Genomic DNA, 25,199 nt, shown 5'->3' on the forward strand with positions numbered 1-25,199 from the left:
GCGCCGCTTATGACACCGACAGAGTGACAGACTGAGCCTGCCCATAAGCGTCGAGTCACCGAAGTGGGCGGATTATGAACAGAGACAGTGCGTTGCCGTCAGCTCAGCCGGCTTCCCGGCTGCCTGCGGTGTCCTCCCCGCCCTCTGCCGACGGCGGCTGGATCCGCGCCTCGGAGCTGCGCCCACTGCTGGCCGCGATGACGACCCTGCGCGACGGGGACTTCCATGTGCGGATGGCGGAGGTCCATGAGGGCATTCCCGCCGAACTGGCGGCGATGTTCAACCAGATCGCCGTGCGCAATCAGCACTTCACGGATGAGCTGTCGCGGGTCCGCAGGGAGGTCGTACGGCACGGACGGCTCGACGACCGGCTGTCGGCCAGCCCCGGCCAGGGCGCCTGGACCTCCGCTGTCATCAGTACGAACACGCTGCTGGACGCCCTGGTGGTGCCCGCCGCGAACGCCACCCGTGTGCTGGACGCGGTGGCCGGCGGCGATCTGACCCAGCGGGTCGATCTGCACGACGGCAACCGTCAGTTACGCGGCGATCTGCGCAGGCTCGGCCGTGCGGTGAACAAGATGGTCGACCAGCTGTCGCTGTTCACCAGCGAGGTGACGCGGGTGGCGCGCGAGGTGGGCACGGAGGGCCGGCTCGGCGGACGCGCCAAGGTTCAGGGCCTTTCGGGCAGCTGGCGGGACGTCACCGAGGCGGTCAACACCATGGCCTCCCGGCTGACCGCGCAGGTGCGGGACATCGCCGCGGTGACCACGGCCGTGGCCCGCGGCGATCTGACCCGTACGGTCACGGTCGAGGCGACCGGCGAGCTCCTTGAGCTGAAGCTGACCGTCAACACCATGGTCGACCAGCTCTCGGCCTTCGCCGACGAGGTCACGCGGGTGGCCCGCGAGGTGGGCACGGAGGGCCAGCTGGGCGGCCGCGCCCAGGTCCGCGGCGTCTCCGGCGTCTGGAAGGACCTCACGGACAACGTCAACTTCATGGCGTCCAACCTGACCAGTCAGGTCCGCAACATCGCGCAGGTCACCACCGCCGTCGCCAACGGCGACCTCTCCCAGAAGATCACCGTGGACGCCCAGGGCGAGATCCTGGAACTCAAGTCGACGATCAACACCATGGTCGATCAGCTCCTGGCCTTCGCCGACGAGGTGACCAGGGTCGCCCGCGAGGTCGGTACGGAAGGCAACCTCGGCGGCCGCGCCCAGGTCCGCGGCGTCTCCGGCGTCTGGAAGGACCTCACCGAGAACGTCAACTTCATGGCGGACAATCTCACTTCACAGGTCCGCAATATCGCGCTCGTGTCGACGGCCGTCGCCCAGGGCGACCTCGGAAAGAAGATCACGGTCGAGGCGAAGGGCGAGATCCTCGAGCTCAAATCGACGATCAACACCATGGTCGACCAGCTCTCCGCCTTCGCCGACGAGGTCACCAGGGTCGCCCGCGAGGTGGGCACGGAAGGCAACCTCGGCGGCCAGGCCCAGGTCCGCGGCGTCTCCGGCGTCTGGAAGGACCTCACGGACAACGTCAACTTCATGGCGTCCAACCTGACCAGTCAGGTCCGCAACATCGCGCAGGTCACCACCGCCGTCGCCAACGGCGACCTCTCCAAGAAGATCACCGTGGATGCGCGCGGCGAGATCCTGGAGCTGAAGGACACCGTCAATACGATGGTGGAGCAGCTGCGCGCCTTCGCCGACGAGGTCACACGCGTGGCTCGCGAGGTGGGTACCGACGGCCGGCTGGGCGGCCGCGCCCAGGTCCTCGGTGTCACCGGCCTGTGGAAGGACCTCACGGACAACGTCAACTACATGGCCGACAACCTCACTTCACAGGTGCGGAACATCGCCCAGGTGGCGACGGCCGTGGCGCAGGGCGACCTCTCCAAGAAGATCGACGTGGACGCGCGCGGCGAGATCCTGGAACTCAAGACCACCATCAACACCATGGTGGACACGCTCTCCTCGTTCTCCTCCGAGGTCACCCGGGTGGCCCGCGAGGTCGGCTCCGAGGGCCAGCTCGGCGGCCAGGCTCGGGTCGAGGGCGTGTACGGCACCTGGAAGCGGCTGACGACGAACGTCAATGAGCTGGCGCTCAACCTCACCACCCAGGTCCGCGCCATCGCCGAGGTGGCGTCCGCCGTCGCCCAGGGCGACATGTCCCGGTCGATCACGGTCGAGACGCGCGGTGAGGTCTCCGAGCTGAAGGACAACATCAATCTGATGGTGTCCAACCTCCGCGAGACCACCCGCGCCAAGGACTGGCTGGAGTCCAATCTCGCCCGCCTCGCCGGTCTGATGCAGGGCCACCGCGATCTGATGGAGGTCGCCGACCTGATCCTGCGCGAGCTGACCCCGCTGGTGAACGCGCAGTACGGCGCGTTCTTCCTGGCCGACCCGGACGCCGGCGGCACTCCGCCCCGTACCACCTCGACCACCAAGGGACTGGCCTTCATCGCCGGTTACGGCTCGGCCCAGTCGGCCACCATAGACACCACCGGCATGCCGGGCCACGGTCTGGTGCGCCAGGCGGCCCTGGAGAAGAAGCGGATCCTCCTCGAGGAAGCACCGCCGGACTACATCAAGATCAACTCCGGTCTTGGCGAGGCGTCACCGGCAAGCGTCGTCATCATCCCGATCCTCTTCGAGGACAAGCTGCTCGGCGTCATCGAACTGGCGTCCTTCTCCCGCTTCTCCGACGTCCACCTGGCCTTCTTCGACCAGTTCGTGAACACCATCGGCGTCGCCATCAACACCATCATCGCCAACTCCCGTACAGAGTCACTCCTCGGCGAGTCCCAGCGGCTCGCGGTCCAGCTCCAGGAGCGCTCCGACGAGCTCCAGCGCCAGCAGGGCGAACTGCAGCGCTCCAACGCCGAGCTGGAGGAGAAGGCCGCTCTGCTCGCGACCTCGTCGCAGTACAAGTCGGAGTTCCTGGCGAACATGTCGCACGAACTGCGCACGCCGCTGAACTCCCTCCTCATCCTGGCCCGGCTGCTCTCCGACAACCCGGACGGCCATCTCTCCGACCAGGAAGTGCAGTTCGCCACCACCATCCACCGCTCGGGCTCCGACCTGCTCCAGCTGATCAACGACATCCTGGACCTGTCGAAGATCGAGGCCGGCCGGATGGACGTGCGCCCGAAGAAGCTGCCGCTGATCAAGGTGCTCGACTATGTCCACGCCACGTTCCGTCCGATCACCCTCGACCGCGGGCTGGCCTTCGAGGTCGCGGTCGGCGAGGACGTACCGCGCGAGATGTACTCCGACGAGCAGCGGCTCCAACAGATTCTGCGCAATCTGCTCTCCAACGCCATCAAGTTCACCTCCTCCGGCCGCGTCGAACTGAGGGTGAAGCGGGTCAAGGACCCCGACGACAAGGTGCTCAAGGGCATCGACGACCTGATCGCCTTCGCTGTCGCCGACACCGGCATCGGCATCGCCCCGGAGAAACTCCCGGTGATCTTCGAGGCGTTCCAGCAGGCCGACGGCACGACCAACCGCAAGTACGGCGGAACGGGCCTCGGCCTCTCCATCAGCCGGGAGATCGCGGGGCTGCTCGGCGGCCGCATCATCGCGGAGAGCGAGCCGGGCCGCGGATCCACCTTCACGCTGTACGTCCCCGTCCTCTACCCCGGCCATCTCGGCGGCGAGAGCGACGGCTCCCACGACGGCCACGACATCCAGGACATCCAGGACATCCCGCTGACCGCGCCCGAGCGGCATTACAGCGAGCATGTGCCGCGCCCGGCCCTCGAGGACGGCTGGCCCACGACGACCAAGCTGGAGGAGTGGAAGTCGGGCCGGGCGGGCCGGATTCTGCCGGGCCGCCGCGTCCTCATCGTCGACGACGACATCCGCAATGTCTTCGCGCTCACCCATGTGCTCGGCAGAGTGGGCATGCCTGTGCTGTACGCGGAGAACGGCCGCGAAGGCATCGAGACCCTGGAGCGCAACCCCGACGTCGAACTGATCCTGATGGACATCATGATGCCCGAGATGGACGGGTACGAGACGATCGAGGCCATACGGCGCAGCCCGCTCTGGACCGACCTCCCGATCATCGCCCTCACCGCGAAGGCGATGCCGGGTGACCGCGAGAAGTCGATCGCGCAGGGCGCCAACGACTACGTGCCGAAACCGGTCGACGTGGATCGTCTGCTGACCGTCGTCTGTTCCGTGCTGGATCCGAAGAGCGGAACGGCCGGGCCGGACAGTGCGCCTCCGACCGAAGAACCTGCGATATCGGGGCAGCCAGTCGGCAATGGGGAGCCGGCTGCCCCGCCGACGATCACGTGAGGACACGATGAGCACAGAGGCACCCACCGCCGACCCCGCGAGCATCCTCCTGGTGGACGACATGGAGGACAATCTCGTCGCCCTCGAGGCAGTCCTGGGGTCCCTCAACGAGCCTCTGGTCCGGGCACGTTCCGGGGAGGAGGCGATGAAGGCGCTGCTGCGGCGGAAGTTCGCGGTGGTCCTGCTGGATGTGCGGATGCCCGGCATGGACGGCTTCGAGACGGCGTCCAACATCAAGCGCCTCGACCAGACGAAGGACGTCCCGATCATCTTCCTGACCGGGACGCAGGCCGACAGCGGCTTTGCCTTCCGGGGCTACGCCACCGGGGCGGCGGACTTCCTCACCAAGCCCTTCGACCCCTGGGTACTGCGCGCCAAGGTGAGTGTGTTCCTCGAACTGCACCGCAAGAACCGCCAGTTGGAGCGGATGCTGGCACAGGACCAGGAGCAGCTGGACCAGATGTCCCAGCGGCTGAGTGCGATCGAGAGCGAGCTGGACAGGAGCGGCTCGAACGATATGCCGGAGGTGCGGGTGCAGCTGACCCGGGTGGAGGAGATCCTGAGGGACCTGCGTCGCGGGCGGAGCCAGTAGCCCCCGTACGCCAACCGGGAGTGTCCCCAAGCGCCGACAAGGCCTGGATCCCCGCCTGACGGGCGGGAATTCAGGCCTTGTCGGCGTTTGAGGCGCGGGGCCCGGGGCGGAGCCCCCGGTTACTACGCCTCGCGGGAGCCTGCGTACATGTCCTCGATGAGGTCCTTGTACTCGCGCTCGACGACCGGCCTCTTCAGCTTGAGGCTGGGCGTCAGCTCGCCGTGCTCGATGTCCAGGTCCCGCGGCAGCAGCCGGAACTTCTTGATCGTCTGCCAGCGCTGCAGCCCTTCGTTGAGCCGCTTCACATAACCCTCGATGAGCTGCTCGGCCTGCTCGGTGGCGACAACCTCGGCGTACGTCTTGCCGTCCAGGCCGTTCTCCTTGGCCCAGCCGAGGATGGTCGGCTCGTCCAGCGCGATCAGCGCGGTGCAGAAGTTACGGTCCGCGCCGTGCACCAGGATGTTGGAGACGAACGGGCACACCGCCTTGAACTGGCCCTCGACCTCGGCCGGCGCGATGTACTTGCCGCCGGAGGTCTTGATCAGGTCCTTCTTGCGGTCCGTGATGCGCAGGTAGCCGTCATCGGACAGCTCTCCGATGTCGCCGGTGTGGAACCAGCCGTCGGATTCGAGGACTTCGGCGGTCTTCTCGGGCAGCCGGTGGTAACCCTCCATGATCCCGGGGCCGCGCAGCAGGATCTCGCCGTCGTCGGCGATACGCACCTCGGTGCCGGGCAGCGGCTTGCCGACAGTGCCCGTGCGGTACGCCTCGCCCGGGTTGATGAAGGACGCCGCGCTGGACTCCGTAAGGCCGTAGCCCTCGAGGATGTGGATGCCGGCGCCGGCGAAGAAGTAGCCGATGTCGGGCGCGAGCGCCGCCGAGCCGGAGACCGCGGCGCGCAGCCGGCCGCCGAAGGCCTCGCGCAGCTTGGAGTAGACGAGCGCATCGGCGATCTTGTGCTTGGCGGTGAGTCCGAAGGGCGCGGAGGCCGAGCCCGTACGGCGGAAGTTGTCCTGAGCGGCCTTGGCGTACTCGCGTGAGACACCGGCCGCCCACTGGAAGATCTTGTACTTGGCGCCGCCGCCGGCCCGTGCCTTGGCCGCGACTCCGTTGTAGACCTTCTCGAAGATCCGCGGCACGGCCGCCATGTAGGTCGGCTGGACCACCGGCAGATTCTCGATGATCTTGTCCACCCGGCCGTCGACGGCGGTGACATGACCGACCTCGATCTGCCCGGAGGTCAGCACCTTGCCGAAGACATGCGCGAGCGGCAGCCAGAGGTACTGCACGTCGTCCTTGCTGATCAGCCCGGTCGCGGCGGTGGCCTTGGCCATGTACGACCAGTTGTCGTGCGGCAGCCGGACGCCCTTGGGCCGGCCCGTGGTGCCCGAGGTGTAGATCAGCGTCGCCAGCTGGTCGGGCCTGATCGCGTCGACCCGCTCCTTGACGGCTTCCGGGTGCTTGGCGAGGCGCTCCGCGCCCCGGGCCTCCAGGTCGGCGAGCGAGAGCACCCAGCCCTCGGGGTCGCTCTCGTCCGGCTCCACGCCCGTCGCGTCGATCACCACGACATGCTTCAGCTCCGGCAGGTCGGCCCGCCGCTCACGCGCCTTGGCCAGCTGGGAGGCGTCCTCGGCGATCAGCACCCGGCTCTCGGAGTCGGAGAGGATGTACGCCGACTCCTCGGCGTTGGTGGACGGGTAGATCGTGGTGGTCGCGCCGCCCGCGCACATCACGCCGAGGTCGGCGAGGATCCAGTCGACCCGGGTGGAGGAGGCGAGCGCGACGCGCTCCTCGGGGCGTACCCCGAGGTCGATCAGTCCGGCCGCAATGGCAAAGACCCGCTCTGCGGCCTGCCCCCAGCTCAGGGACTTCCAGTCGTCGGGCCCCTGGCCGGTGGCGGGGGCCACCGGATAGCGGTAGGCCTCGGCGTCCGGCGTAGCCGCCACGCGCTCGGTGAAGAGACTCGCCACAGAGGGCGGTCGGTTCTCGATCAGGGTCATTGTGGCGCTCACGACATCCTCCGGGCCTGCGGGCAGCACTGCACGAGTGGCTGTTGTTTAACTGGCGAGTAACCATCGAGCCGTGCTCAGGTTAGAGGGCATGGGACCTGCGCGTAAGGGGCTACGGGCTGCCGCTTGATAACGAACGGCACGCTCGGCCGTTGGCTGGAACCGCCGGTCGGTGCATCCCTCATCTATCGGGTGATGCGTCCACATCTACCGGTTGATGCGTCCGCAGACACGCGAAAAGCGCCCGTCCGGACCCCCGGCGGGCGCCTTCGCTTGTCGGCTGCGACGGTGCGGCTACTTCTTGGCCTTGCCGCTGTCGTCGCTGGACAGCACGGCGATGAAGGCCTCCTGCGGGACCTCCACGCTGCCGACCATCTTCATCCGCTTCTTGCCTTCCTTCTGCTTCTCCAGCAGCTTCCGCTTACGCGAGATGTCGCCGCCGTAGCACTTGGCGAGGACGTCCTTGCGGATGGCGCGAATGGTCTCGCGGGCGATGACGCGCGAGCCGATCGCGGCCTGGATGGGCACCTCGAAGGCCTGCCGCGGGATGAGCTCCCTGAGCTTGGCGACGAGCCTTACTCCGTACGCGTACGCCGCGTCCTTGTGCGTGATGGCGGAGAAGGCGTCGACCTTGTCGCCGTGCAGCAGGATGTCGACCTTGACCAGGCTGGCGGCCTGCTCGCCGGTGGGCTCGTAGTCGAGGGAGGCGTAACCGCGCGTCTTGGACTTCAGCTGGTCGAAGAAGTCGAAGACGATCTCGGCGAGCGGGAGGGTGTAGCGGATCTCGACCCGGTCCTCGGAGAGGTAGTCCATGCCGAGCAGCGTGCCGCGGCGGGTCTGGCAGAGCTCCATGATCGAGCCGATGAACTCGCTCGGCGCGAGAATCGTGGCTCGTACGACCGGCTCGTGGACATCCGAGATCTTGCCCTCGGGGAACTCGCTCGGGTTGGTGACGGTGTGCTCGGCACCGTCCTCCATGACCACGCGGTAGACCACGTTCGGCGCGGTGGCGATCAGATCGAGACCGAACTCCCGCTCCAGGCGCTCGCGGATCACGTCCAGGTGGAGCAGACCGAGGAAGCCCACGCGGAAGCCGAAACCGAGCGCGGCCGAGGTCTCCGGCTCGTAGACCAGCGCGGCGTCATTGAGCTGAAGCTTGTCGAGGGCGTCGCGCAGCTCGGGGTAGTCCGAGCCGTCCAGCGGATAGAGGCCGGAGAACACCATCGGCTTGGGGTCCTTGTAGCCGCCGAGCGGCTCGGTGGCGCCCTTGCTCAGCGAGGTGATCGTGTCACCGACCTTGGACTGACGGACGTCCTTCACGCCGGTGATGATGTAGCCCACCTCGCCGACGCCGAGACCGTCGGCGGGGGTCATCTCCGGGGAGGAGACACCGATCTCCAGCAGCTCGTGAGTGGCGCCGGTGGACATCATCCTGATGCGCTCGCGCTTGTTGAGCTGCCCGTCGACGACTCGTACGTAGGTCACCACACCGCGGTACGAGTCATAGACGGAGTCGAAGATCATCGCGCGGGCGGGCGCGTCGGCGACGCCGACCGGGGCGGGGACGTCGCGCACCACGCGGTCCAGCAGGGCCTCCACGCCGACGCCGGTCTTGGCCGAGACCCTGAGGACGTCCTCCGGCTGGCAGCCGATGAGGTTGGCGAGCTCCTCGGAGAACTTCTCCGGCTGCGCGGCCGGCAGGTCGATCTTGTTGAGGACCGGGACGATCGTGAGGTCGTTCTCCATCGCCAGGTAGAGGTTGGCGAGGGTCTGCGCCTCGATGCCCTGCGCGGCGTCCACCAGCAGGACGGTGCCTTCGCAGGCCGCGAGCGACCGGGAGACCTCATAGGTGAAGTCCACGTGGCCCGGGGTGTCGATCATGTTGAGGATGTGGGTCGTGTTCTGACCCTCGCCCTCGGTGGGCGACCACGGCAGCCGGACCGCCTGGGATTTGATCGTGATGCCGCGCTCGCGCTCGATGTCCATGCGGTCGAGGTACTGAGCGCGCATCTGCCGCTGATCGACCACACCGGTCAGCTGGAGCATCCGGTCGGCAAGCGTCGACTTGCCGTGGTCGATGTGCGCGATGATGCAGAAATTGCGGATCAGCGCCGGGTCGGTACGGCTCGGCTCGGGCACGTTGGTAGGAGTCGCGGGCACGCAGGGTCCTGATTCTTGAGACGCCGGGGCGTCTCGTCTCGGGCGATGTCGGATCGATACGTAGGCTCCATCGTCCCACGGGAACGGGACTGCGCCCGGTTTGGGCCGCTGGAGGGGCGGCTGGTAACGTGGGCAGCTGTGTCTCGTGCCCTCTCAAGTACGGGACGCAAACTCAAAGATCATCGAACCTGAAAAGGCTCTTTCGTGGCGAACATCAAGTCCCAGATCAAGCGGAACAAGACGAACGAGAAGGCGCGCCTGCGCAACAAGGCCGTCAAGTCGTCGCTCAAGACCGCGATCCGCAAGGCCCGCGAGGCTGTCGCCACCGGCGACGTCGAGAAGGCCACTGTGGCCGTCCGTGAGGCGTCGCAGAAGCTCGACAAGGCCGTCTCCAAGGGTGTCATCCACAAGAACGCCGCCGCCAACAAGAAGTCGGCGCTGGCCATCAAGGTTGGCTCCCTCCAGGGCTGAGCTCTTGACTGATCGCCGGTAGGGACCCAGCGGGCCCTCTCTCCCGCTCCTTCCCGGCACCCCGCGCCGCACACCGAACGCGTTCGCCACGCGGGTGCGGCGCACAAGGCTTGAACCGTGAGGCCCCGGTGACCGTCCTTCCCCAGGACGGACGCCGGGGCCTCTGGCGTGCCCGGCGTGCGGTGGCGGCCCGGCGCCCGAGGGCGGGGAGAGGGCAGGGCCGCCCGCAGGGTCTACCGCCCCGACCGCCCCGACCGCGCCGCCCGCGCAACCGCCACGACCGCCTTCTCCAGCGCGTACTCCGGGTCGTCGCCGCCGCCCTTCACGCCCGCGTCCGCCTCTGCGACCGCGCGCAGCGCCGCCGCCACCCCGTCCGGCGTCCAGCCACGCATCTGCTGGCGGACCCGGTCGATCTTCCACGGCGGCATGCCCAGCTCACGGGCGAGGTCGGCGGGCCGCCCGCCGCGGGCCGAGGAGAGCTTGCCGATCGCCCGCACACCCTGCGCCAGCGCGCTGGTGATCAGGACCGGCGCGACCCCCGTCGACAGCGACCAGCGCAGGGCTTCCAGCGCCTCCGCCGCCCGGCCCTCCACCGCACGGTCGGCGACATTGAAGCTGGAGGCTTCGGCGCGGCCCGTGTAGTACCGCCCGACAACCGCCTCGTCGATGGTGCCCTCGACGTCCGCGGTCAGCTGGGAGACCGCGCTGGCCAGCTCCCGCAGATCGCTGCCGATGGAGTCGACGAGCGCCTGGCATGCCTCGGGCGTCGCGGACCTGCCCAGCGCGCGGAATTCGGACCGTACGAAGGTGAGCCGCTCCGCCGGCTTGGTGGTCTTGGGGCAGGCGACCTCACGGGCGCCCGCCTTCCGGGCCGCGTCCAGCAGGCCCTTGCCCTTCGCACCGCCGGCGTGCAGCAGGACGAGGGTGATCTCCTCTGCCGGAGCGTCGAGATAGGCCTTGACGTCCTTGATCGTGTCGGCGGAGAGGTCCTGCGCATTGCGCACGACGACGACCTTGCGCTCGGCGAAGAGCGAGGGGCTGGTCAGCTCGGCAAGGGTGCCGGGCTGGAGCTGGTCGGAGGCGAGGTCGCGTACGTCCGTGTCGGCGTCGGCAGCGCGGGCCGCCGCCACCACGTGCTGCACGGCACGGTCGAGGAGCAGGTCCTCCTGGCCCACGGCGAGCGTGACGGGGGCGAGGAGGTCGTCGGGCGAATTCTGCTGGCCAGGTTTGCGGATCATCGCGGTCCAGCATCCCACGGGGCACTGACACTCCCGCGCGTACCGGGATTCCCGTACTGGGGACGTACCGGAGAATGGACCGGTGAGTGACGCGAGACATGTACTGGTGCTGCCCGACCGCGACGCCGCCGAGGAGGTGGCACAGGAGCTGGCGGGCCGCTTCGGGGTGGCCGAGGAGCCCCAGCTCCTGCGCGATGCGCTGGCCGGCGAGGACGACGCCGAGGACGCGCAGTGGCTGGTCGTCGTGGAGGACCCGAAGGCCCGCCTCGACCCCGCGGCGCTGGACGATTTCGCCGCGGAGTACGAGGGCTGGCTGGAGAACTAGCCCCCGCCGGCTCGGCGCGACAGCGCGTCAGCCGGTCAGCCCGTCAGCTCGGCCGGCTCGGGGTGGACGGCAACCGGTCGAGTACCAGCCCGAAGTGGTCGCGGTAGGCCGCCAGGACCGCAGCATCGTCGGCCAGTGGCTGCTCATGGCGCTCACCGTGCTCGGTGGTGACCAGTTTGCGGCCGCTGAGCGTGATCCGGCCCTTGGTGGTGAGCCGGGAGCAGACAATGGACCGGGGGAAGTGCGAGGCGGGCGAGGTGCGGTGCCACCAGGCCCCCGCCTCGAAGTCGGCCAGGACGCGGGGCCGCATATCGAGGCGGAACTGCGGTTTGCCGTCGCGGTAGAGGTCGAGATCGCCGTACTCCGTGGCCTCGGCGATCCGGAACGTACCGGCCGGGTCCCGCTGATCGCCCCGCTCGTCGAGCGCGAGAGGGTGCTGGGTGTGGTCGCCGAACCCGACATCGGCCAGCCAGGGGCCGGAGGAGTCCGCCGTCTCGACGCGCAGGGCGAGATGGTCGTACGGGATGCCGAGCCGCCCTTCGTCACCGAAAGCACGTGCCTGGAGGAGGGTGACCGTGAAACCGAGCTCCCGCAGCAACACGGCGAATGCGCCGTTGAGTTCGTAGCAGAAGCCGCCCCGTCGGGCATCCACGATCTTGGCGAGGAGCGCCTTCTCCTCGAGCACGATGTCCTCGCCGAGATGGATGGAGAGATTCTCGAACGGGACTGTCCGCAGGTGCCGCAGTTGCAGATCGCGCAGAGCGGCGGCGTCGGCGCGCTCCGGGCGGGTGGCCCCGATACGGCGGAGATAGGCATCCAGGAGATTGGCGTCCATGGAGTGAGTCTGACGCGACGTCGGACCGCGCGCCATGGACCGCAGGTCCTAGGCCTGTAGGCCGAGGCGCCTGGGGCGGATACGCCGCTGGCGTGCGGTCCACGGCCGATGAGGAGCGGGAGCGGCGCCGGCTGCCCGACGCGGCGGCCTGGAGCCGGCGCGCGGCCGGGAGCAGCGCAGGCGCGGAGCGGCGGCCGGGAGCAGCGCAGGCGGGACGAGGTACGAATTTTGCACAGTCACCCGCTCAGAAGGGCGGCGGGTCCGGCCCGCTGCCCTGGCCCCTCGGCACGGCCCGCAGGTCCGCGCCGCCTCCGGTGACCGCGATCGCCCCGTCGGTGTCCGTGCGCAGCACCACCGCTCCCCCGGTCCGGAGCGCGTCGACGGTACGGGGCGACGGGTGACCGTAGAAGTTGTTCCGGCCGCAGGAGATCAGCGCCAGTCGCGGGCGCACATTCCGTAGCAGGCCGGGGTGTTGGTGGGCGGAGCCGTGATGGGCGACTTTGAGGACGTCGACCGGCGGGAGTGCCGGGTGGGTCGACAACAGCCCTCGCTGGGCAGGAGGTTCGAGGTCGCCGAGGAGCAGAAGGGTCGGGCCGCCGGCGATTCGCACCAGCAGTGTGACGCTGGCGTCGTTGGGGCCGTCGGGCACGAGCGCGGAGGCGCGGGTCGGACCGGGGCCGGGGGCCGCCCGGGGCCACAGCACCTGCCAGACGAGCCGCCCGACCCGGCGCCGCTCCTCGGGTCCCGCGCGGATGACGGGTACCCCGGCGGCGGCCGCCGTTCTCCGTACGAACGCGCTCTGCTCCCGCGGCTCGTCGAACGTCGTCGTCTGGACCGCGCCGACGGCCCTCCCTCTCAGCAGCCCGGGCAGCCCTCGGACATGGTCGGCATGGAAATGCGTCAGCAGGATCAGCGGAATCCTGGTGATGCCCAGGTCCCTCAGACAGCGGTCGGCGAGCTCCGGGTCGGGTCCCGCGTCGACGACCACAGCCGCGCCCTCGCCCGCCGCGAGCACGGTGGCATCCCCTTGCCCGACATCGCACATCACGAACGTCCAGCCGGGCGGCGGCCAGCCGGTGACGACCCTGGTGAGCGGGGCCGGGCGCAGCACGGCGAGAAGGAACAGCAGCACGCAGCCGACGGCTGCCCAGGGATGGCGCGGCAGTCGGCGCGCGACCGGCACGACCAGGGCCGTGACCGCGGCGAGCAGCAGACCGCCGCGCCAGCCGCCCGGCCAGCCCGCCTGCGCCCCGGGCAGCGCCGCGCCGGTACGGGCGACGGAGGCGATCCAACCGGCGGGCCATCCCGCGCAGCGGGCGAGCACCTCGGCGACCGGTATGGCCAGCGGCGTCGCGGCGAGCGCCGCAAAGCCGAGGACCGTGGCCGGGGCGACCGCCAGCTCGGCGACGAGATTGCAGGGGATCGCCACCAGACTGACCCTGGCCGCGAAGATCGCCACCACGGGAGCGCACACGGCCTGGGCCGCGGCAGCGGCGGCCAGCGTTTCGGCGAGCCGCGGCGGCACCCGTCGCCGTTGCAGCGCCGCGCTCAGGCCGGGGCCGATGGTGAGCAGGGCACCGGTGGCCAGCACGGAGAGCAGAAAGCCGTAACTGCGCGCCAGCCATGGGTCGTACAGAACGAGCAGCAGTACGGCGGCGGCCAGCGCAGGAATGAGCGATCGGCGGCGCCCGGTGGCAATGGCGAGCAATGTGATGAGCCCGCACCCGGCCGCCCGCAGCACGCTTGGTTCCGGACGGCACACGACCACGAAGGCGAGTGTGAGCGCCCCGCCGATCATCGCGGTCCCGCGCAGTGTGATGCCCAACCTGGGCGCGAGGCCGCGCCGTTCGGCCAGCAGAGCGGTGCCCGGCGGCCCGATCAGCAGGACGAGCACGATGGTCAGGTTGCTTCCCGATACGGCGAGCAAGTGCGTGAGGTCGGTCGCCTCGAAGGCGTCGTGCAGGTCGGGCGGGATCCGGGAGGTGTCGCCAACCACGAGCCCGGGCAGCAGGGCGCGGGCGTCGGGGTCGAGCCCGTCTGTCGCCTCACGCAGTCCCGCCCGTAGGCCTCCGGCCGTGCGCTGGAGCGCGGTCGGCGGGCCGGTGATCCGCGGCGGCCCGCCGCCCTGCGCCCTCAGTACGGCGGCGAAACGGTCGTCCGCGTTCAGTGGGGGCGCGAGCCGGCCTGCCAGCCGCAGTCGGGTGGAAGGCAGCAGCCGCTGCCACTGCGCGCCGGGCCCCGCGGACGAACCGGCCCCGCCGGAATCGACGGAATCGACGGAATCACCCGAATCACCCGGCTCCCGCGACGGCACGATCACCAGGACAGGCGTCCGGATCGCCGTGACCGCGCCGCCCGGAGCCGTGACCCGGGTCGCCTCACCGTCCAGCACGATCGATGTGGCCGCCATACGGTCACCGCGGATCCGGGGCCGAGTCGTTCGCGGATCGGAGGTGACCGTCAACTCGACGGTGACGTACGCGTACTGATCCGCCAGGGCGGGAAGCGGCCCCCTGTGCAGATCCGCGCCGTGCAGCCCGGCCGAGGCCGCTCCTGCGGCGGCGCACAGCAACAACGCTGCCACGGCAGTGGCGTTGAGCCCACGCCCACGGACCCTCGTGACCGCACCTACGGCACGCACCACCGCCGGAGCCAGCAACACGGCCGCCACGACGAGGCAGGCCGTCACAGCCACCGCCGTCCACCAACCCCGCGCCCCCACCGCGAGGGCCGCCGCGGCCCAGGCCGCCAGGGCCGGCGGCACCAGGCGCAGATCGGCCGGACCCTCCTGCCGCGGATCGGACGCCCCAAGCCGATGACCCGACGCGGCATGAACCACCGGGCGCGTCATGTCCGTCATAGCCGTAGCAGGGTCTGGAGATCCGCGAACCGGCGGTCGCCGATCCCGTTGACCTCGCGGAGTTCGTCGACGGACCGGAACCCCCCGTGCTGGGTGCGGTAGTCGACGATGTGCTGCGCCAGTACGGGACCGACCCCCGGCAGGGTGTCGAGCTGCTCCACGCTAGCCGTGTTGAGGCTCACCGGCCCAGCGGCCTGCGCGCCACCCGTGCCCGGGCCCGTGCCCGATCCGGTCGCGGGCGGTCCTGGCGGCGCGGGCCCGCCCACCACCACCTGCTCACCATCCATGAGCACCCGCGCCCGGTTGAGTCCGGACAGGTCCGTGCCGGCCCTGACGCCTCCGGCCGCTCGCAGCGCGTCGGTGACCCGGGATCCGGCGGGCAGTTGGTGCACCCCCGGCCGACGCACCTTGCCGCTCACATCGACGACGATCCGCCCGCCGGGCCCGGTGTCGGACGGCGATGGCCCCGGCGAAGGCCGCGGCTCCGGTGAGGCCGCACTCTGCTGGACCAGCTCCGGAGCGCGTACGGTCTGCGGTCGGGCCGCCCAGAAGTGCTGGGCCGCGAAGACCGCGGCGACCACGAGGACGACAGCCAGTGCGGCGAGAGTCCTGGGTTCGAGCCCGCACCTGAGCTGCACCCACAACGGCAACCGCTCCCGCAGCGCAAGCCCCGCCCACCGCCGGGTGTCCGCCCCCGTACCGGTGACTGCCCCAGCGCCTGCCCTTGCCCCGGTGTCGACATCCACACGCGAGCGCGCGACAGCCGCGTCGAGCCCAGTGCCCGCACCGCCCGGCGCACCCTCGAACAGGGCATCCGCGCGGCGGCGCAGGGCTGTGGTCGAAGCGGCGGACAAGCTTCTGCCACGCCGTCGGCCCGGGTGGCGTAAGCCGCGGCTCGGGCCGCGATCCGGACCGCGGCCGGGTCCTGAGCCGCGGCCGGGTCCTGAGCCGCGGCTTGGTGCTGAGCCGCGGCCGTGACGGGCGCGGCTGTCCGAGGCCGGGGCGCGGCCCGGGCCACTGGTTGCGAAGCGTGATCGGAGAGCCATGCCACAGGACGGTAGGCATATCCGTCCGAGCCCGCTGAGCAGGCCCAATTTCCGTGGACAGCCCACCCGTTGTGGACAACTCGCTCACCCGCAGAGGTGACAGCGGCGCCCATCAGCGCGCAGCAGCGCCCGTCGAACCGCCTCAGCGGGGCGAGACCACGGCCCCCAACAGCCCCGGCCCCGTGTGCGCCCCGATCACCGCGCCCACCTCGCTGACATGCAGATCGACCAGGCCGGGCAGCCGGTCACGCAGCCGCTCCGCGAGCGCGGCGGCCCGCTCCGGCGCGGCCAGATGGTGCACCGCGATGTCCACCTGACTCGTACCCGCCCGGTCGGCGACGATCTCCTCCAGCCGGGCGATCGCCTTCGAAGCCGTGCGCACTTTCTCCAGCAGCTCGATCCGGCCGCCGTCCAGCTGCAGCAACGGCTTCACCGCGAGCGCCGAGCCCAGCAGCGCCTGCGCGGCCCCGATACGGCCGCCGCGGCGCAAGTAGTCCAGTGTGTCGACGTAGAAGTACGCGGACGTGCCCGCGGCCCGCTTCTCCGCGGCGGCCACCGCCTCGTCCAGCGTGCCGCTCGCCTCCGCCGCCTCAGCGGCCGCGAGCGCGCAGAATCCCAGGGCCATCGCGACCATCCCGGTGTCCACCACCCGCACCGGCACCGGAGCGTCCTTGGCGGCCAGCACCGCGGCGTCGTATGTCCCCGAGAACTCCGCCGACAGATGCAGCGACACGATCCCGGTCGCACCGGCCTCCGCGCACCGCCGGTACGCCTCGGCGAACACCTCGGGGCTCGGCCTGGATGTGGTCACGGGCCGTCGCTTCTGCAATGCCAGCGCCAGCGAGCGTGCCGAGATCTCGGTGCCCTCCTCGAGCGCCCGATCACCGAGTACGACGGTCAGCGGCACTGCGATGATGCCGTGCCGCTCCATCGTCTGCGGCGGCAGGTAGGCCGTTGAATCGGTGACGATAGCGACATGGCGGGACATGAGCGGGAGGTTACCCGTCGGGGCCGCCGTACGGCAGCCCGGCCCCTTGCCAATGACCGCGTCGCCCCGGCCGATGGATCAGTTCGTGGTCTCCGGACGGGCCTTCTTCTGCCAGGGATAGGCGGTCTGCTGCCGGGGGTCGCGCGCCGTGATCGCCTGCGGTTGCTCGGCCACAGTGTGCCCGGGCCCGGCCTCGGACCTGGCCCCCGACTCGGCCCCGGTGCTGGCCACCGACTCCGGCCAGGTCTGCTCGGACGCGACACCATGGCCCGCTGCGCCCTCTCCGGCCCCGGCGGTCCGTCCCGCCTCCGGCCAGGACCCCGGCTCCGCGGCGTCAGGTACAACCGGCACATCCTGCATATCGGCGCCCGGCACACCCTCACCCGACCAGTGCCGCAGCGCCCCCGCCTCCACATCGATCTGCACGCTCAGCGCATCCAGATCGTCGTCCGCGAACTTCCGCGCCCGGTCCCGCGCCGCCCAGCGCAGCGACTCGGCAGAGCGCGTGATCCGCTCCGTACGCTCGCGCAACCCGGGCAGCAGTGAGACCACCGTCGCCCGGTCCGGCTCGCGCTCCAGCCGCTTGAGTTCGTCGTCGAGCTCATGACCGTGCGCACTCAGCCGCCGGAACAGGTCCAGCGACTCGGAGAGCGAGGCGTCCTCCGCCACACCCGCGTGCAGCGCGTCCTGCGTCGCCCTCATCGACGTACGCAGCGACAGCCGCAGCTGCGCCAGCTCGCCGGCAACGCCGCCCTGCCCGTAGCTCTTCGCCCGCAGCGTGGTCTCCTCGACGGTGCGGCGCGCCTGCGTGACCGTGCGCTCTACGCCCCGCTTGGCCGCGCCGATCACCTTCACGCTCACATACACCCCCAACGCCACAAAGGCGACGAAAAGCAGCGCCAGAATCAGTATCGCGGCTTCCATGAGCGCCCCTCCGGCGTCGGATGTTGTCCTTCCACGGTAAACGGAACGGGCAGGCCGAGGGTTCCATCGGAACCCCCAACCTGCCCGTAGGGGAAACCCCTGTGAGACCGGCCGGACCCTAGGCGGGCACGATGTTGACCAGCTTCGGCGCCCGGACGATCACCTTGCGGATGCCCGCGCTGCCCAGCGCCGCGACCACTGCGGCATCATTCAGCGCCAGCGCCTCCAGCTCCTCGTCCGAAATGGACGGGGACACCTCCAGCCGCGCCTTCACCTTGCCCTTGATCTGCACAACGCATGTCACTGACTCGTCCACGACATACGCCGCGTCGGCGACCGGGAAGGCCTGGTGCACGACCGAGTCGGTGTGCCCCAGCTTGTCCCACAGTTCCTCGGCGATGTGCGGGGCCAGCGGGGCGATCAGCAGCACCAGTCGCTCCGCCACGCTCCGCGCCAGCGGGCCGCCCGCCTTCGTCAGATAGTTGTTCAGCTCGGTGATCTTGGCGATGGCGGTGTTGAAGCGCAGGGCCGCCAGGTCCTGTCCGGCGCCGTCGATCGCCTTGTGCAGCGCACGCAGCGTCGCCTCGTCGGGCTCGGTGTCGACGACCGTGACCTCACCGGTCGCCTCGTCGACGACATTGCGCCACAGCCGCTGCAGCAGGCGGTACTGGCCGACGACGGCCCGGGTGTCCCACGGCCGCGAAACATCCAGGGGGCCCATGGCCATCTCGTACAGACGCAGCGTGTCCGCGCCGTACTCGGCGCAGATCTCGTCCGGAGTGACGGCGTTCTTCAGGGACTTGCCCATCTTGCCCAGCTCGCGCTTGACGCTCTCGCCCTCGAAGTAGAACTTTCCGTCCCGCTCCTCGACCTCGGCGGCCGGCACCGGGAAGCCGCGGCTGTCCCGGTAGACGTACGCCTGGATCATGCCCTGGTTGTACAGCTTGTGGAACGGCTCGACCGAGGAGACGTGCCCCAGGTCGAACAGCACCTTGGACCAGAACCGCGCGTACAGCAGGTGCAGTACGGCGTGCTCGGCGCCGCCGACGTACAGATCGACGCCGCCGTGCGGCTGGCCCTCGCGCGGCCCCATCCAGTACTGCTCGATCGCCGGGTCGACCAGCTTCTCGCTGTTGTGCGGGTCCAGATAGCGCAGCTCGTACCAGCACGAACCCGCCCAGTTGGGCATGGTGTTGGTCTCCCGGCGGTAGCGCTTGACGCCGTCGCCCAGGTCCAGCTCCACATTGACCCAGTCCTCGTTGCGCGACAGCGGAGTCTCGGGCTGGGTGTCCGCGTCGTCCGGGTCGAACGTACGAGGGGAGTAGTCGTCGACCTCCGGCAGCTCCAGCGGCAGCATCGATTCGGGCAGCGCGTGCGCGATGCCGTCCTCGTCGTAGACGATCGGGAAGGGCTCGCCCCAGTAGCGCTGCCGGCTGAACAGCCAGTCCCGCAGCCGGAAGTTGACTGTGCCCTCGCCGATGCCGCGCTCGGTCAGCCATTCGGTGATCTTGGCCTTGGCCTCGGCGACGCCCAGGCCGTCCAGCGAGATCTCGTCGTTGGCGGAGTTGATCGCCGGGCCCTGTCCGGTGAATGCCTCGCCCTCCCAGCCGTCGGGCGGCTGGACGGTACGGATGATGGGCAGCTCGAAGGCCTCGGCGAACTCCCAGTCACGCTCGTCCTGTCCGGGGACGGCCATGATGGCGCCGGTGCCGTAGCCCATCAGAACGTAGTCGGCGACGAAGACCGGGATCTGTGCGCCGGTGACCGGGTTCAGGGCGTAGGCACCGGTGAAGACGCCGGTCTTGTCCTTGTGTTCGGTCTGCCGCTCGACGTCGCTCTTCGTCTGGGCCTGCTTGCGGTACGCGGCAACAGCCTCGGCCGGAGTGGCGGCACCGCCGGTCCAGGCCTCCTTGGTGCCCTGCGGCCACTCGGCCGGGACGATGGAGTCGATCAGCCCGTGTTCGGGGGCCAGCACCATGTAGGTGGCGCCGAACAGGGTGTCGGGGCGGGTGGTGAAGACCGTGACCTTCGCGCCGTCCTGGCCGCCGACCTGGAAGTCGACGCGCGCGCCCTCGCTGCGCCCGATCCAGTTGCGCTGCTGCAGCTTGATGGCCTCGGGCCAGTCCAGTGCGTCCAGATCGTCCAGCAGCCGGTCCGCGTAGGCGGTGATGCGCATGTTCCACTGGCGCAGCTTCGCCTTGAAGACGGGGAAGTTGCCACGCTCGGAGCGACCCTCCGAAGTGACCTCCTCATTCGCCAGTACGGTGCCCAGGCCCGGGCACCAGTTGACGGGCGCGTCGGAGGCATACGCCAGCCGGTGGCCGCTCAGCACATCGGCGCGCTCGGCGGCGCTCAGCTCGCTCCACGCGCGCGTGCCGGGCGTCGGACGCTCACCGCTCTCGAACTGGGCGACCAGCTCGTCGATCGGGCGGGCCTTCTGCGCGTCCTCGTCGTACCAGGAGTTGAAGATCTGGACGAAGATCCACTGGGTCCACTTGTAGTAGTCCGGGTCGATCGTCGCGAACGACCGGCGCTTGTCGTGGCCCAGGCCCAGCCGGCGCAGCTGGACCTTCATGTTCTCGATGTTGGCTTCGGTGGACACCCGCGGATGCGTGCCGGTCTGTACGGCGTACTGCTCGGCCGGCAGGCCGAAGGCGTCGAAGCCCAGCGTGTGCAGGACGTTGTGGCCGGTCATGCGCTGATGGCGGGCGAAGACATCGGTGGCGATGTAGCCCAGCGGGTGCCCGACGTGCAGGCCGGCGCCCGAGGGGTACGGGAACATGTCCATGACGAACTTCTTGGGCTTGGCCGCCAGCACGGCGTCCCCGGCCAGCTCACCGCTCGGGTTCGGCGCCTCGTACGTACCCTCGGCGTCCCAGACGTCCTGCCAGCGTGCCTCGATGTCGGCGGCCATGGCAGCCGTGTAGCGGTGCGCTGCGGCCACCTCTGCGGCGGCAGCGGAATTCGTCTCGCTCATGATCCTTAAAGCTCCATCGATCGTCTCTGCCAGCGGATTCGAAAACGAAAAAGCCCCTCGCACAGGAGGGGACGCCGCGCCGATTCCAACCGGATCTTTCATCCGTCGGGACTGATCAGCGCGGCTCGCTAAGCAGAAGGCGTACGGCACGCATAGCAGCAGAGTACCGCAGCGACCGAACCGCCCGCACGACTCCGCTTCGGCGGTCGGTGGAGGGCGAGCGGCAAGGACTGGCGCCACCCGGCGGCCACCCGCGACCCCGCCCGCCCGAGCTGCCGCTCCGACTTCCCGGGCGACCCTCGGCGACCACTCCGTCACCCATTGCGCCTCTTCGCACCCCCGGCGCACGCCCCGCGCCGAACCCCGGCGCACACCGCGAGGCGCATCGGTTCGCGTCACGAGGCACACAAGTTACTCGGCGTATCCCCCCTATCCGGGGCAACCCCAGAGTCAGTTGTCTGTGGTTCCGCTCTCTAAACGCTCAAACCACGAACCACTCGGTATGGGTCGACTTAGCATGCGTCAACGGGACCGTATTTCCCGCACCATTCGGAGTCGCCCCATGAACCCTCGCAATCGCAAGAGCCGTTCGTCACCCGCACCGAGCGCCGGGCTCAGCCGCCAGGCCCAAGGTGGCCTGACCGCAGCGGCATTGGTACTCATACCCTTGCTCGCCGTCGGCGGGAGTGACAGCTTTCGTGCCGCGCTCGACTTCACCACCGGGGTTTTGTCCCTGTTGTGCCTGACCTCTTCCGTGGCGTGGGGTCTGATCGCCACCGACAGGCTGCTGCTTTCCACCCGGCACCGCCTTGTCGCCCAGGCCGTCCACCGGAGCACCGCGGTGGCCTCGCTCGGCTTCCTCCTGCTCCACGTGACCGTCAAGGTCTCGCTGGGACACGTGGAATTGATCGGCGCGCTGATCCCGTTCGGACTCGGCGTCACAGGTACGTCCGCCCTGATCGGCTTCGGCTCGCTGGCCGGCTTCCTCATGATCGTCGCAGCGACGACAGGGGCGCTGCGCAGCGCGCTCGCGGCCAACGTCCGGGTGGCGGGCCGCTGGCGGCCGCTGCACATGCTGGCCTACCCGGCATGGTGCTTCGCCCTCGTGCACGGGCTGTACACCGGCCGTCCCGCCGCGACCTGGGTGGTCACGATGTACTGCCTGGCACTCGCCGGCGTCGCAGCAGCCGTCTCGGTACGGATGCTGCCACGGCCTGTACAGCGACGCATCGCCAACAAGATTCTTTCTCTGACCGGCTCGGACGACGACAAGTCGCGGGCGGACGAGAGGGCACAGCGCGATCTCGGCGTCTCCCCGCTCCCCGGCGCAAGCGGAGTGACCGCACCGGCGGGCCTCAACCGTATGAACGGCATTCCCTCGCAGCGCGCCTACGAGGCGGAGTTCCAGCGCGAGACCCCGCTCGGCCAGTCGCGTGCGCAGCCCCCACGGCTCTCCGCCCCCTCACCGCAGCTCTACGAGGCCCCTCCGCCCCCGGAGACGGATCCTCTCGGCAGCAGTGGCGTCGGCCCCGGCCCCGGCATCTCCGCCGCGTACCGGGCGGTGTCCCTCGCCGGCGACCAGACGGCCCCGCTGGCCGAACGCATCCTGATGACGGACGAGATCCCTGTCGTCTCGGAGTCGGGTCCCCCGCCCGTCGCCTGGCCCACACCGTCACCGCCGCCGCCCGCGCAGGCCGTCCCGTCCGCGCCGTCGGTGCCGCCCGCATACGAGCCCCCCGCTCAGCCGGCCTACGAGCCGCCGCCCTCGTACGACGCGCCCCCCACGTCGTACGACGCGCCCCCCGCGTCGTACGACACACCCACCGCTCCGTACGCGGCCCCCTTCGCGTACGACCCCTCATCCGCCTACGACCCCTCAACACCGTACGAAGCACCTTCGTCCCCGTACCAACCCGGCACCGCCGATGCGTACGACGAGACGGCGCAGATGCCCGGGCCTCTCTTCCCGCCCCCGGCCGGGGAACCCTGGCACGCGCCCGCAGGAGACCGACCGTGAACACCCCCCTTCCTGATGTCCCCGAGGTCCGCGTCGTCGGCCTTCCCCAGCTGACGCAGGGGTTCGACCTTGTCGAGCGACTCGACCTCCCCATGCATCTCAAGGTGCACGGCCCTCTTGAACCGATGACCGGCGAGCGGCTCGCCCAGCTCGCCGACGACATATCCCTGCGCGGCCGCGGCGGCGCGGGCTTCCCCTTCGGGCAGAAGTTGCGCGCCGTAGCCAAGTCCGCCATCCGACGCGGGGTGCGGCCCGTCGTCGTGGTCAACGGCAGTGAGGGCGAGCCCGCCTGCCGCAAGGACACCGTGCTGCTCAACCGCGCGCCCCATCTGATCCTCGACGGCGCCCTGATCGCCGCCGAAGCGCTCGGTGCGCGCACCCTGGTCGTCGCGGTCACCCGCAACTCGACGGAGATCTCCATCCGCGCCGCCCTGGCCGAGCGCGGACTCTCCGACCGGCGCGGGCAGCAGCTGCGCGCGCGGGTCGTGCGCACCCCCGAGCGCATGGTCTCCGGCGAGGCCTCCTCCGTCATCCGCGCCGTGAACGGCGGCCCCGCGCTGCCGCCCGGCCGCCGTGAACGCGCCTCCGACACCGGCGTCGGCGGGGCCCCGACCCTGCTGTCCAATGCGGAGACGTTCGCGCAGCTCGCCATCGGCGCCCGTATCGGCGCCCGCCGCTACAGCCACACCGGCCTGGAGACCGAGCCCGGCACCGTCATGCTGACGATCTCCGGGGCGGTCGCGCGCCCGATGGTCGTCGAGGTCCCCACCGGCGTGCCGCTGCGGTACGTGCTGCAGCTGGCGGGCGCCCCGCCGCTCCCCCAGGGCGTGCTCACCGGCGGCTACCACGGCAACTGGATCGACGCGATGGCCGTCAACACGGCGCTCGTCTCACGCGAATCGCTGGCCTCCCTGGGCGGCGCGCTGGGCGCCGGCGCGATCCTGCCGATCGGCCCCGAGACCTGCCCGCTGGGCGAGGCGCTGCGGGTGGCCAACTGGCTCGCCGCCGAAACGGCCGGCCAGTGCGGTCCCTGCAAGCTCGGCCTGCCCGCGGCGGCCGGCGGCCTGTCCGACGTCATGAACGGCGGCGGCCCGGCCGCCCTGGAGGCGCTGCGCGAGGTGACCCAGGCCGTGAAGGGCCGGGGCGCGTGCAAGCACCCCGACGGCTCGGCGCGCTTCTTCGCCTCGACCCTGTCCGCCTTCACGGACGATCTCGCCGCCCATGTGCTCCACGGCGGCTGCGGACGCGAGACGACCGGCGTGCTGCCGCTGCCCGAGCCGGGCTACGAGGAGGCGGTGGAGTCGATTCCGAGCGGCGAGAAGATCTTCATCGACTGGACGCTCTGCCAGGGCCACGGGCTCTGCGCGGACATCATCCCCGAGCTGATCCGGCTCAAGCCCGACGGCTTCCCGTCGGTGGCCGACGCGGTCGTCCCCACGCATCTGCGGGGGAGTGCGCAGCGGGCCGTACGCCGGTGCCCCGCGCTGGCGATGCGTATCGAGCAGTCTCCGGCCGACCGTGCGCCCGCACCCTCCGGCCGGCCGGCGCTGCCGAGCAGCAACCGCAAGGCCCTTGGCAGCGGCCGCGGCTGACGGACACACAAGGAAGCGGGCCATCCGATCCGGATGGCCCGCTTCCTTGTGTCTACTGCTTCTGTGGAGCTAAGGAGAATTGAACTCCTGACCTCCTGCATGCCATGCAGGCGCTCTACCAACTGAGCTATAGCCCCTTGCGGTGTGCCGCCTTGATCGGAAGTTTCCCCCTCGGCGACGTCGACAACATTAACGGTCACCCCGGTCCATCGCCAAATCGTTTCGGGTCTGCACGAACAAGGCCGGTAACGTCCCACTTCGGGACCATGACCGTGACCATGACTGTGGCCGCGGCCGTGTCGGTCATGCTGTGGCGAACGAATAGAACCGCTTCAACGTGCAGTGCTCATCGAGGAGACGGCCGTAGATCGGCTCCCCCTCGAGCTCGCGGTAGGTCTCGATGGGGTCGCCTTTTATGATCAGCGCCCGCGCGCACTCCTCGCACCAGTACTGGTACTCGGGATTGACCGGATCCATGTCCCGGACGATCGGCGTACCACTGCCGCACCAGTCGCATTTCCGCCTGTGTGCACCCATCACTCAGCTCCAGCTGTGGCCGCAGGCCGTGCACACGTAGGAAACCCCGCCATTGTCGCCGAGGACTTGGGCGACATGGGCCGATCCGCAGGACGGGCAGCTGAGAGAAGCACGTACCTCCGCCGCGGCAAGCAGGTCATCGGCCTTCTCGCTCCTGCTGGCGGACATTGTGCTCTCCCTCCCGTCCTCGCCGGTGTCCCCTCCGGCCGTCCGATTCTGCCATGGCCACGCAAGAGGGTCAGCGGCGTTTGCGTACGAGACCAGCCACCGCGCCCAAGATCGACGCGGCTGCGGGCGCCAGGGCGCACGCCCACGGCG

The 25,199-nt window shown here is 70.0% G+C and carries 17 protein-coding genes and 1 tRNA gene; 6 read left to right on the plus strand and 12 right to left on the minus strand.

Annotation, left to right across the window (positions count from 1 at the left end):
- Positions 1-197 precede the first annotated feature (197 nt).
- Together ACFYXH_RS07355 and ACFYXH_RS07360 are read left to right on the plus strand one after the other, a co-directional pair.
- A complete protein-coding gene (locus tag ACFYXH_RS07355; RefSeq protein WP_389561300.1) occupies positions 198-4,310 on the plus strand; it encodes a HAMP domain-containing protein in 4,113 nt (1,370 codons plus the stop codon).
- Positions 4,311-4,317: 7 nt separating this feature from the next.
- Positions 4,318-4,902: a two-component system response regulator gene (locus ACFYXH_RS07360; protein ID WP_389561149.1), complete on the plus strand. Its 585-nt coding sequence runs from the start codon at positions 4,318-4,320 to the stop codon at positions 4,900-4,902.
- A gap of 122 nt (positions 4,903-5,024) precedes the next feature.
- Here the strand turns inward: ACFYXH_RS07360 and ACFYXH_RS07365 are convergent, their stop codons facing one another.
- A complete protein-coding gene (locus tag ACFYXH_RS07365; RefSeq protein ID WP_389561150.1) occupies positions 5,025-6,914 on the minus strand; it encodes an AMP-dependent synthetase/ligase in 1,890 nt (629 codons plus the stop codon).
- A gap of 291 nt (positions 6,915-7,205) precedes the next feature.
- The gene (gene lepA / locus ACFYXH_RS07370) at positions 7,206-9,071 is read right to left on the minus strand and encodes a translation elongation factor 4 (RefSeq protein WP_389561151.1); all 1,866 of its coding nucleotides are present in this window, start codon (positions 9,069-9,071) and stop codon (positions 7,206-7,208) included.
- Positions 9,072-9,275: 204 nt separating this feature from the next.
- On the opposite strand from lepA, the gene rpsT reads away from it, so the two are divergent.
- The gene (gene rpsT / locus ACFYXH_RS07375) at positions 9,276-9,542 is read left to right on the plus strand and encodes a 30S ribosomal protein S20 (RefSeq protein ID WP_326649855.1); all 267 of its coding nucleotides are present in this window, start codon (positions 9,276-9,278) and stop codon (positions 9,540-9,542) included.
- Between the two features lie 233 nt (positions 9,543-9,775).
- Here rpsT and holA read toward each other — a convergent pair whose 3' ends face one another.
- Positions 9,776-10,780 carry a DNA polymerase III subunit delta gene (holA, locus tag ACFYXH_RS07380; RefSeq protein ID WP_389561152.1) on the minus strand — a complete coding sequence of 335 codons (1,005 nt, stop codon included), beginning with the start codon at positions 10,778-10,780 and terminating at the stop codon, positions 9,776-9,778.
- Positions 10,781-10,862: 82 nt separating this feature from the next.
- Between holA and ACFYXH_RS07385 the strand changes: the two genes are divergently transcribed.
- Positions 10,863-11,105, plus strand: coding sequence for a hypothetical protein (locus ACFYXH_RS07385; protein ID WP_389561153.1), 243 nt, complete (start codon positions 10,863-10,865; stop codon positions 11,103-11,105).
- Positions 11,106-11,148: 43 nt separating this feature from the next.
- On the opposite strand, the gene ACFYXH_RS07390 is transcribed toward ACFYXH_RS07385, so the two are convergent.
- The 6 genes from ACFYXH_RS07390 to leuS all read right to left on the minus strand — a co-directional run bounded on the left by ACFYXH_RS07390 (position 11,149) and on the right by leuS (position 20,735).
- Complete coding sequence (locus ACFYXH_RS07390; protein WP_389561154.1) at positions 11,149-11,940, minus strand: arylamine N-acetyltransferase; 792 nt, start codon at positions 11,938-11,940, stop codon at positions 11,149-11,151.
- A 244-nt stretch (positions 11,941-12,184) separates the two neighbouring features.
- Positions 12,185-14,791, minus strand: a complete 2,607-nt coding sequence (locus ACFYXH_RS07395; RefSeq protein ID WP_389561301.1) for a ComEC/Rec2 family competence protein — start codon at positions 14,789-14,791, stop codon at positions 12,185-12,187.
- 5 nt (positions 14,792-14,796) lie between these two features.
- Positions 14,797-15,846, minus strand: coding sequence for a helix-hairpin-helix domain-containing protein (locus ACFYXH_RS07400; protein ID WP_389561155.1), 1,050 nt, complete (start codon positions 15,844-15,846; stop codon positions 14,797-14,799).
- Between the two features lie 142 nt (positions 15,847-15,988).
- A complete protein-coding gene (locus ACFYXH_RS07405) occupies positions 15,989-16,834 on the minus strand; it encodes a DegV family protein (protein WP_389561156.1) in 846 nt (281 codons plus the stop codon).
- A 78-nt stretch (positions 16,835-16,912) separates the two neighbouring features.
- A complete protein-coding gene (locus tag ACFYXH_RS07410) occupies positions 16,913-17,758 on the minus strand; it encodes a hypothetical protein (protein WP_389561157.1) in 846 nt (281 codons plus the stop codon).
- Between the two features lie 118 nt (positions 17,759-17,876).
- The gene (gene leuS, locus ACFYXH_RS07415) at positions 17,877-20,735 is read right to left on the minus strand and encodes a leucine--tRNA ligase (RefSeq protein WP_389561158.1); all 2,859 of its coding nucleotides are present in this window, start codon (positions 20,733-20,735) and stop codon (positions 17,877-17,879) included.
- 562 nt (positions 20,736-21,297) lie between these two features.
- On the opposite strand from leuS, the gene ACFYXH_RS07420 reads away from it, so the two are divergent.
- Positions 21,298-22,752, plus strand: coding sequence for a hypothetical protein (locus ACFYXH_RS07420; RefSeq protein WP_389561159.1), 1,455 nt, complete (start codon positions 21,298-21,300; stop codon positions 22,750-22,752).
- Positions 22,749-24,344, plus strand: a complete 1,596-nt coding sequence (locus ACFYXH_RS07425; RefSeq protein ID WP_389561160.1) for a ferredoxin — start codon at positions 22,749-22,751, stop codon at positions 24,342-24,344. Before ACFYXH_RS07420 ends, ACFYXH_RS07425 begins: the two co-directional genes overlap by 4 nt.
- Before the next feature lie 64 nt (positions 24,345-24,408).
- Here the strand turns inward: ACFYXH_RS07425 and ACFYXH_RS07430 are convergent.
- The 3 genes from ACFYXH_RS07430 to ACFYXH_RS07440 form a co-directional block, all read right to left on the minus strand.
- Positions 24,409-24,481 (minus strand) — tRNA-Ala (locus ACFYXH_RS07430).
- A gap of 166 nt (positions 24,482-24,647) precedes the next feature.
- Positions 24,648-24,881, minus strand: a complete 234-nt coding sequence (locus ACFYXH_RS07435) for a hypothetical protein (protein ID WP_026277450.1) — start codon at positions 24,879-24,881, stop codon at positions 24,648-24,650.
- Between the two features lie 3 nt (positions 24,882-24,884).
- Positions 24,885-25,049: a hypothetical protein gene (locus tag ACFYXH_RS07440; RefSeq protein ID WP_327323562.1), complete on the minus strand. Its 165-nt coding sequence runs from the start codon at positions 25,047-25,049 to the stop codon at positions 24,885-24,887.
- Positions 25,050-25,199: the final 150 nt, after the last annotated feature.

The organism is Streptomyces sp. NPDC002730, from assembly GCF_042888805.1.
Lineage (GTDB): Bacteria > Actinomycetota > Actinomycetes > Streptomycetales > Streptomycetaceae > Streptomyces.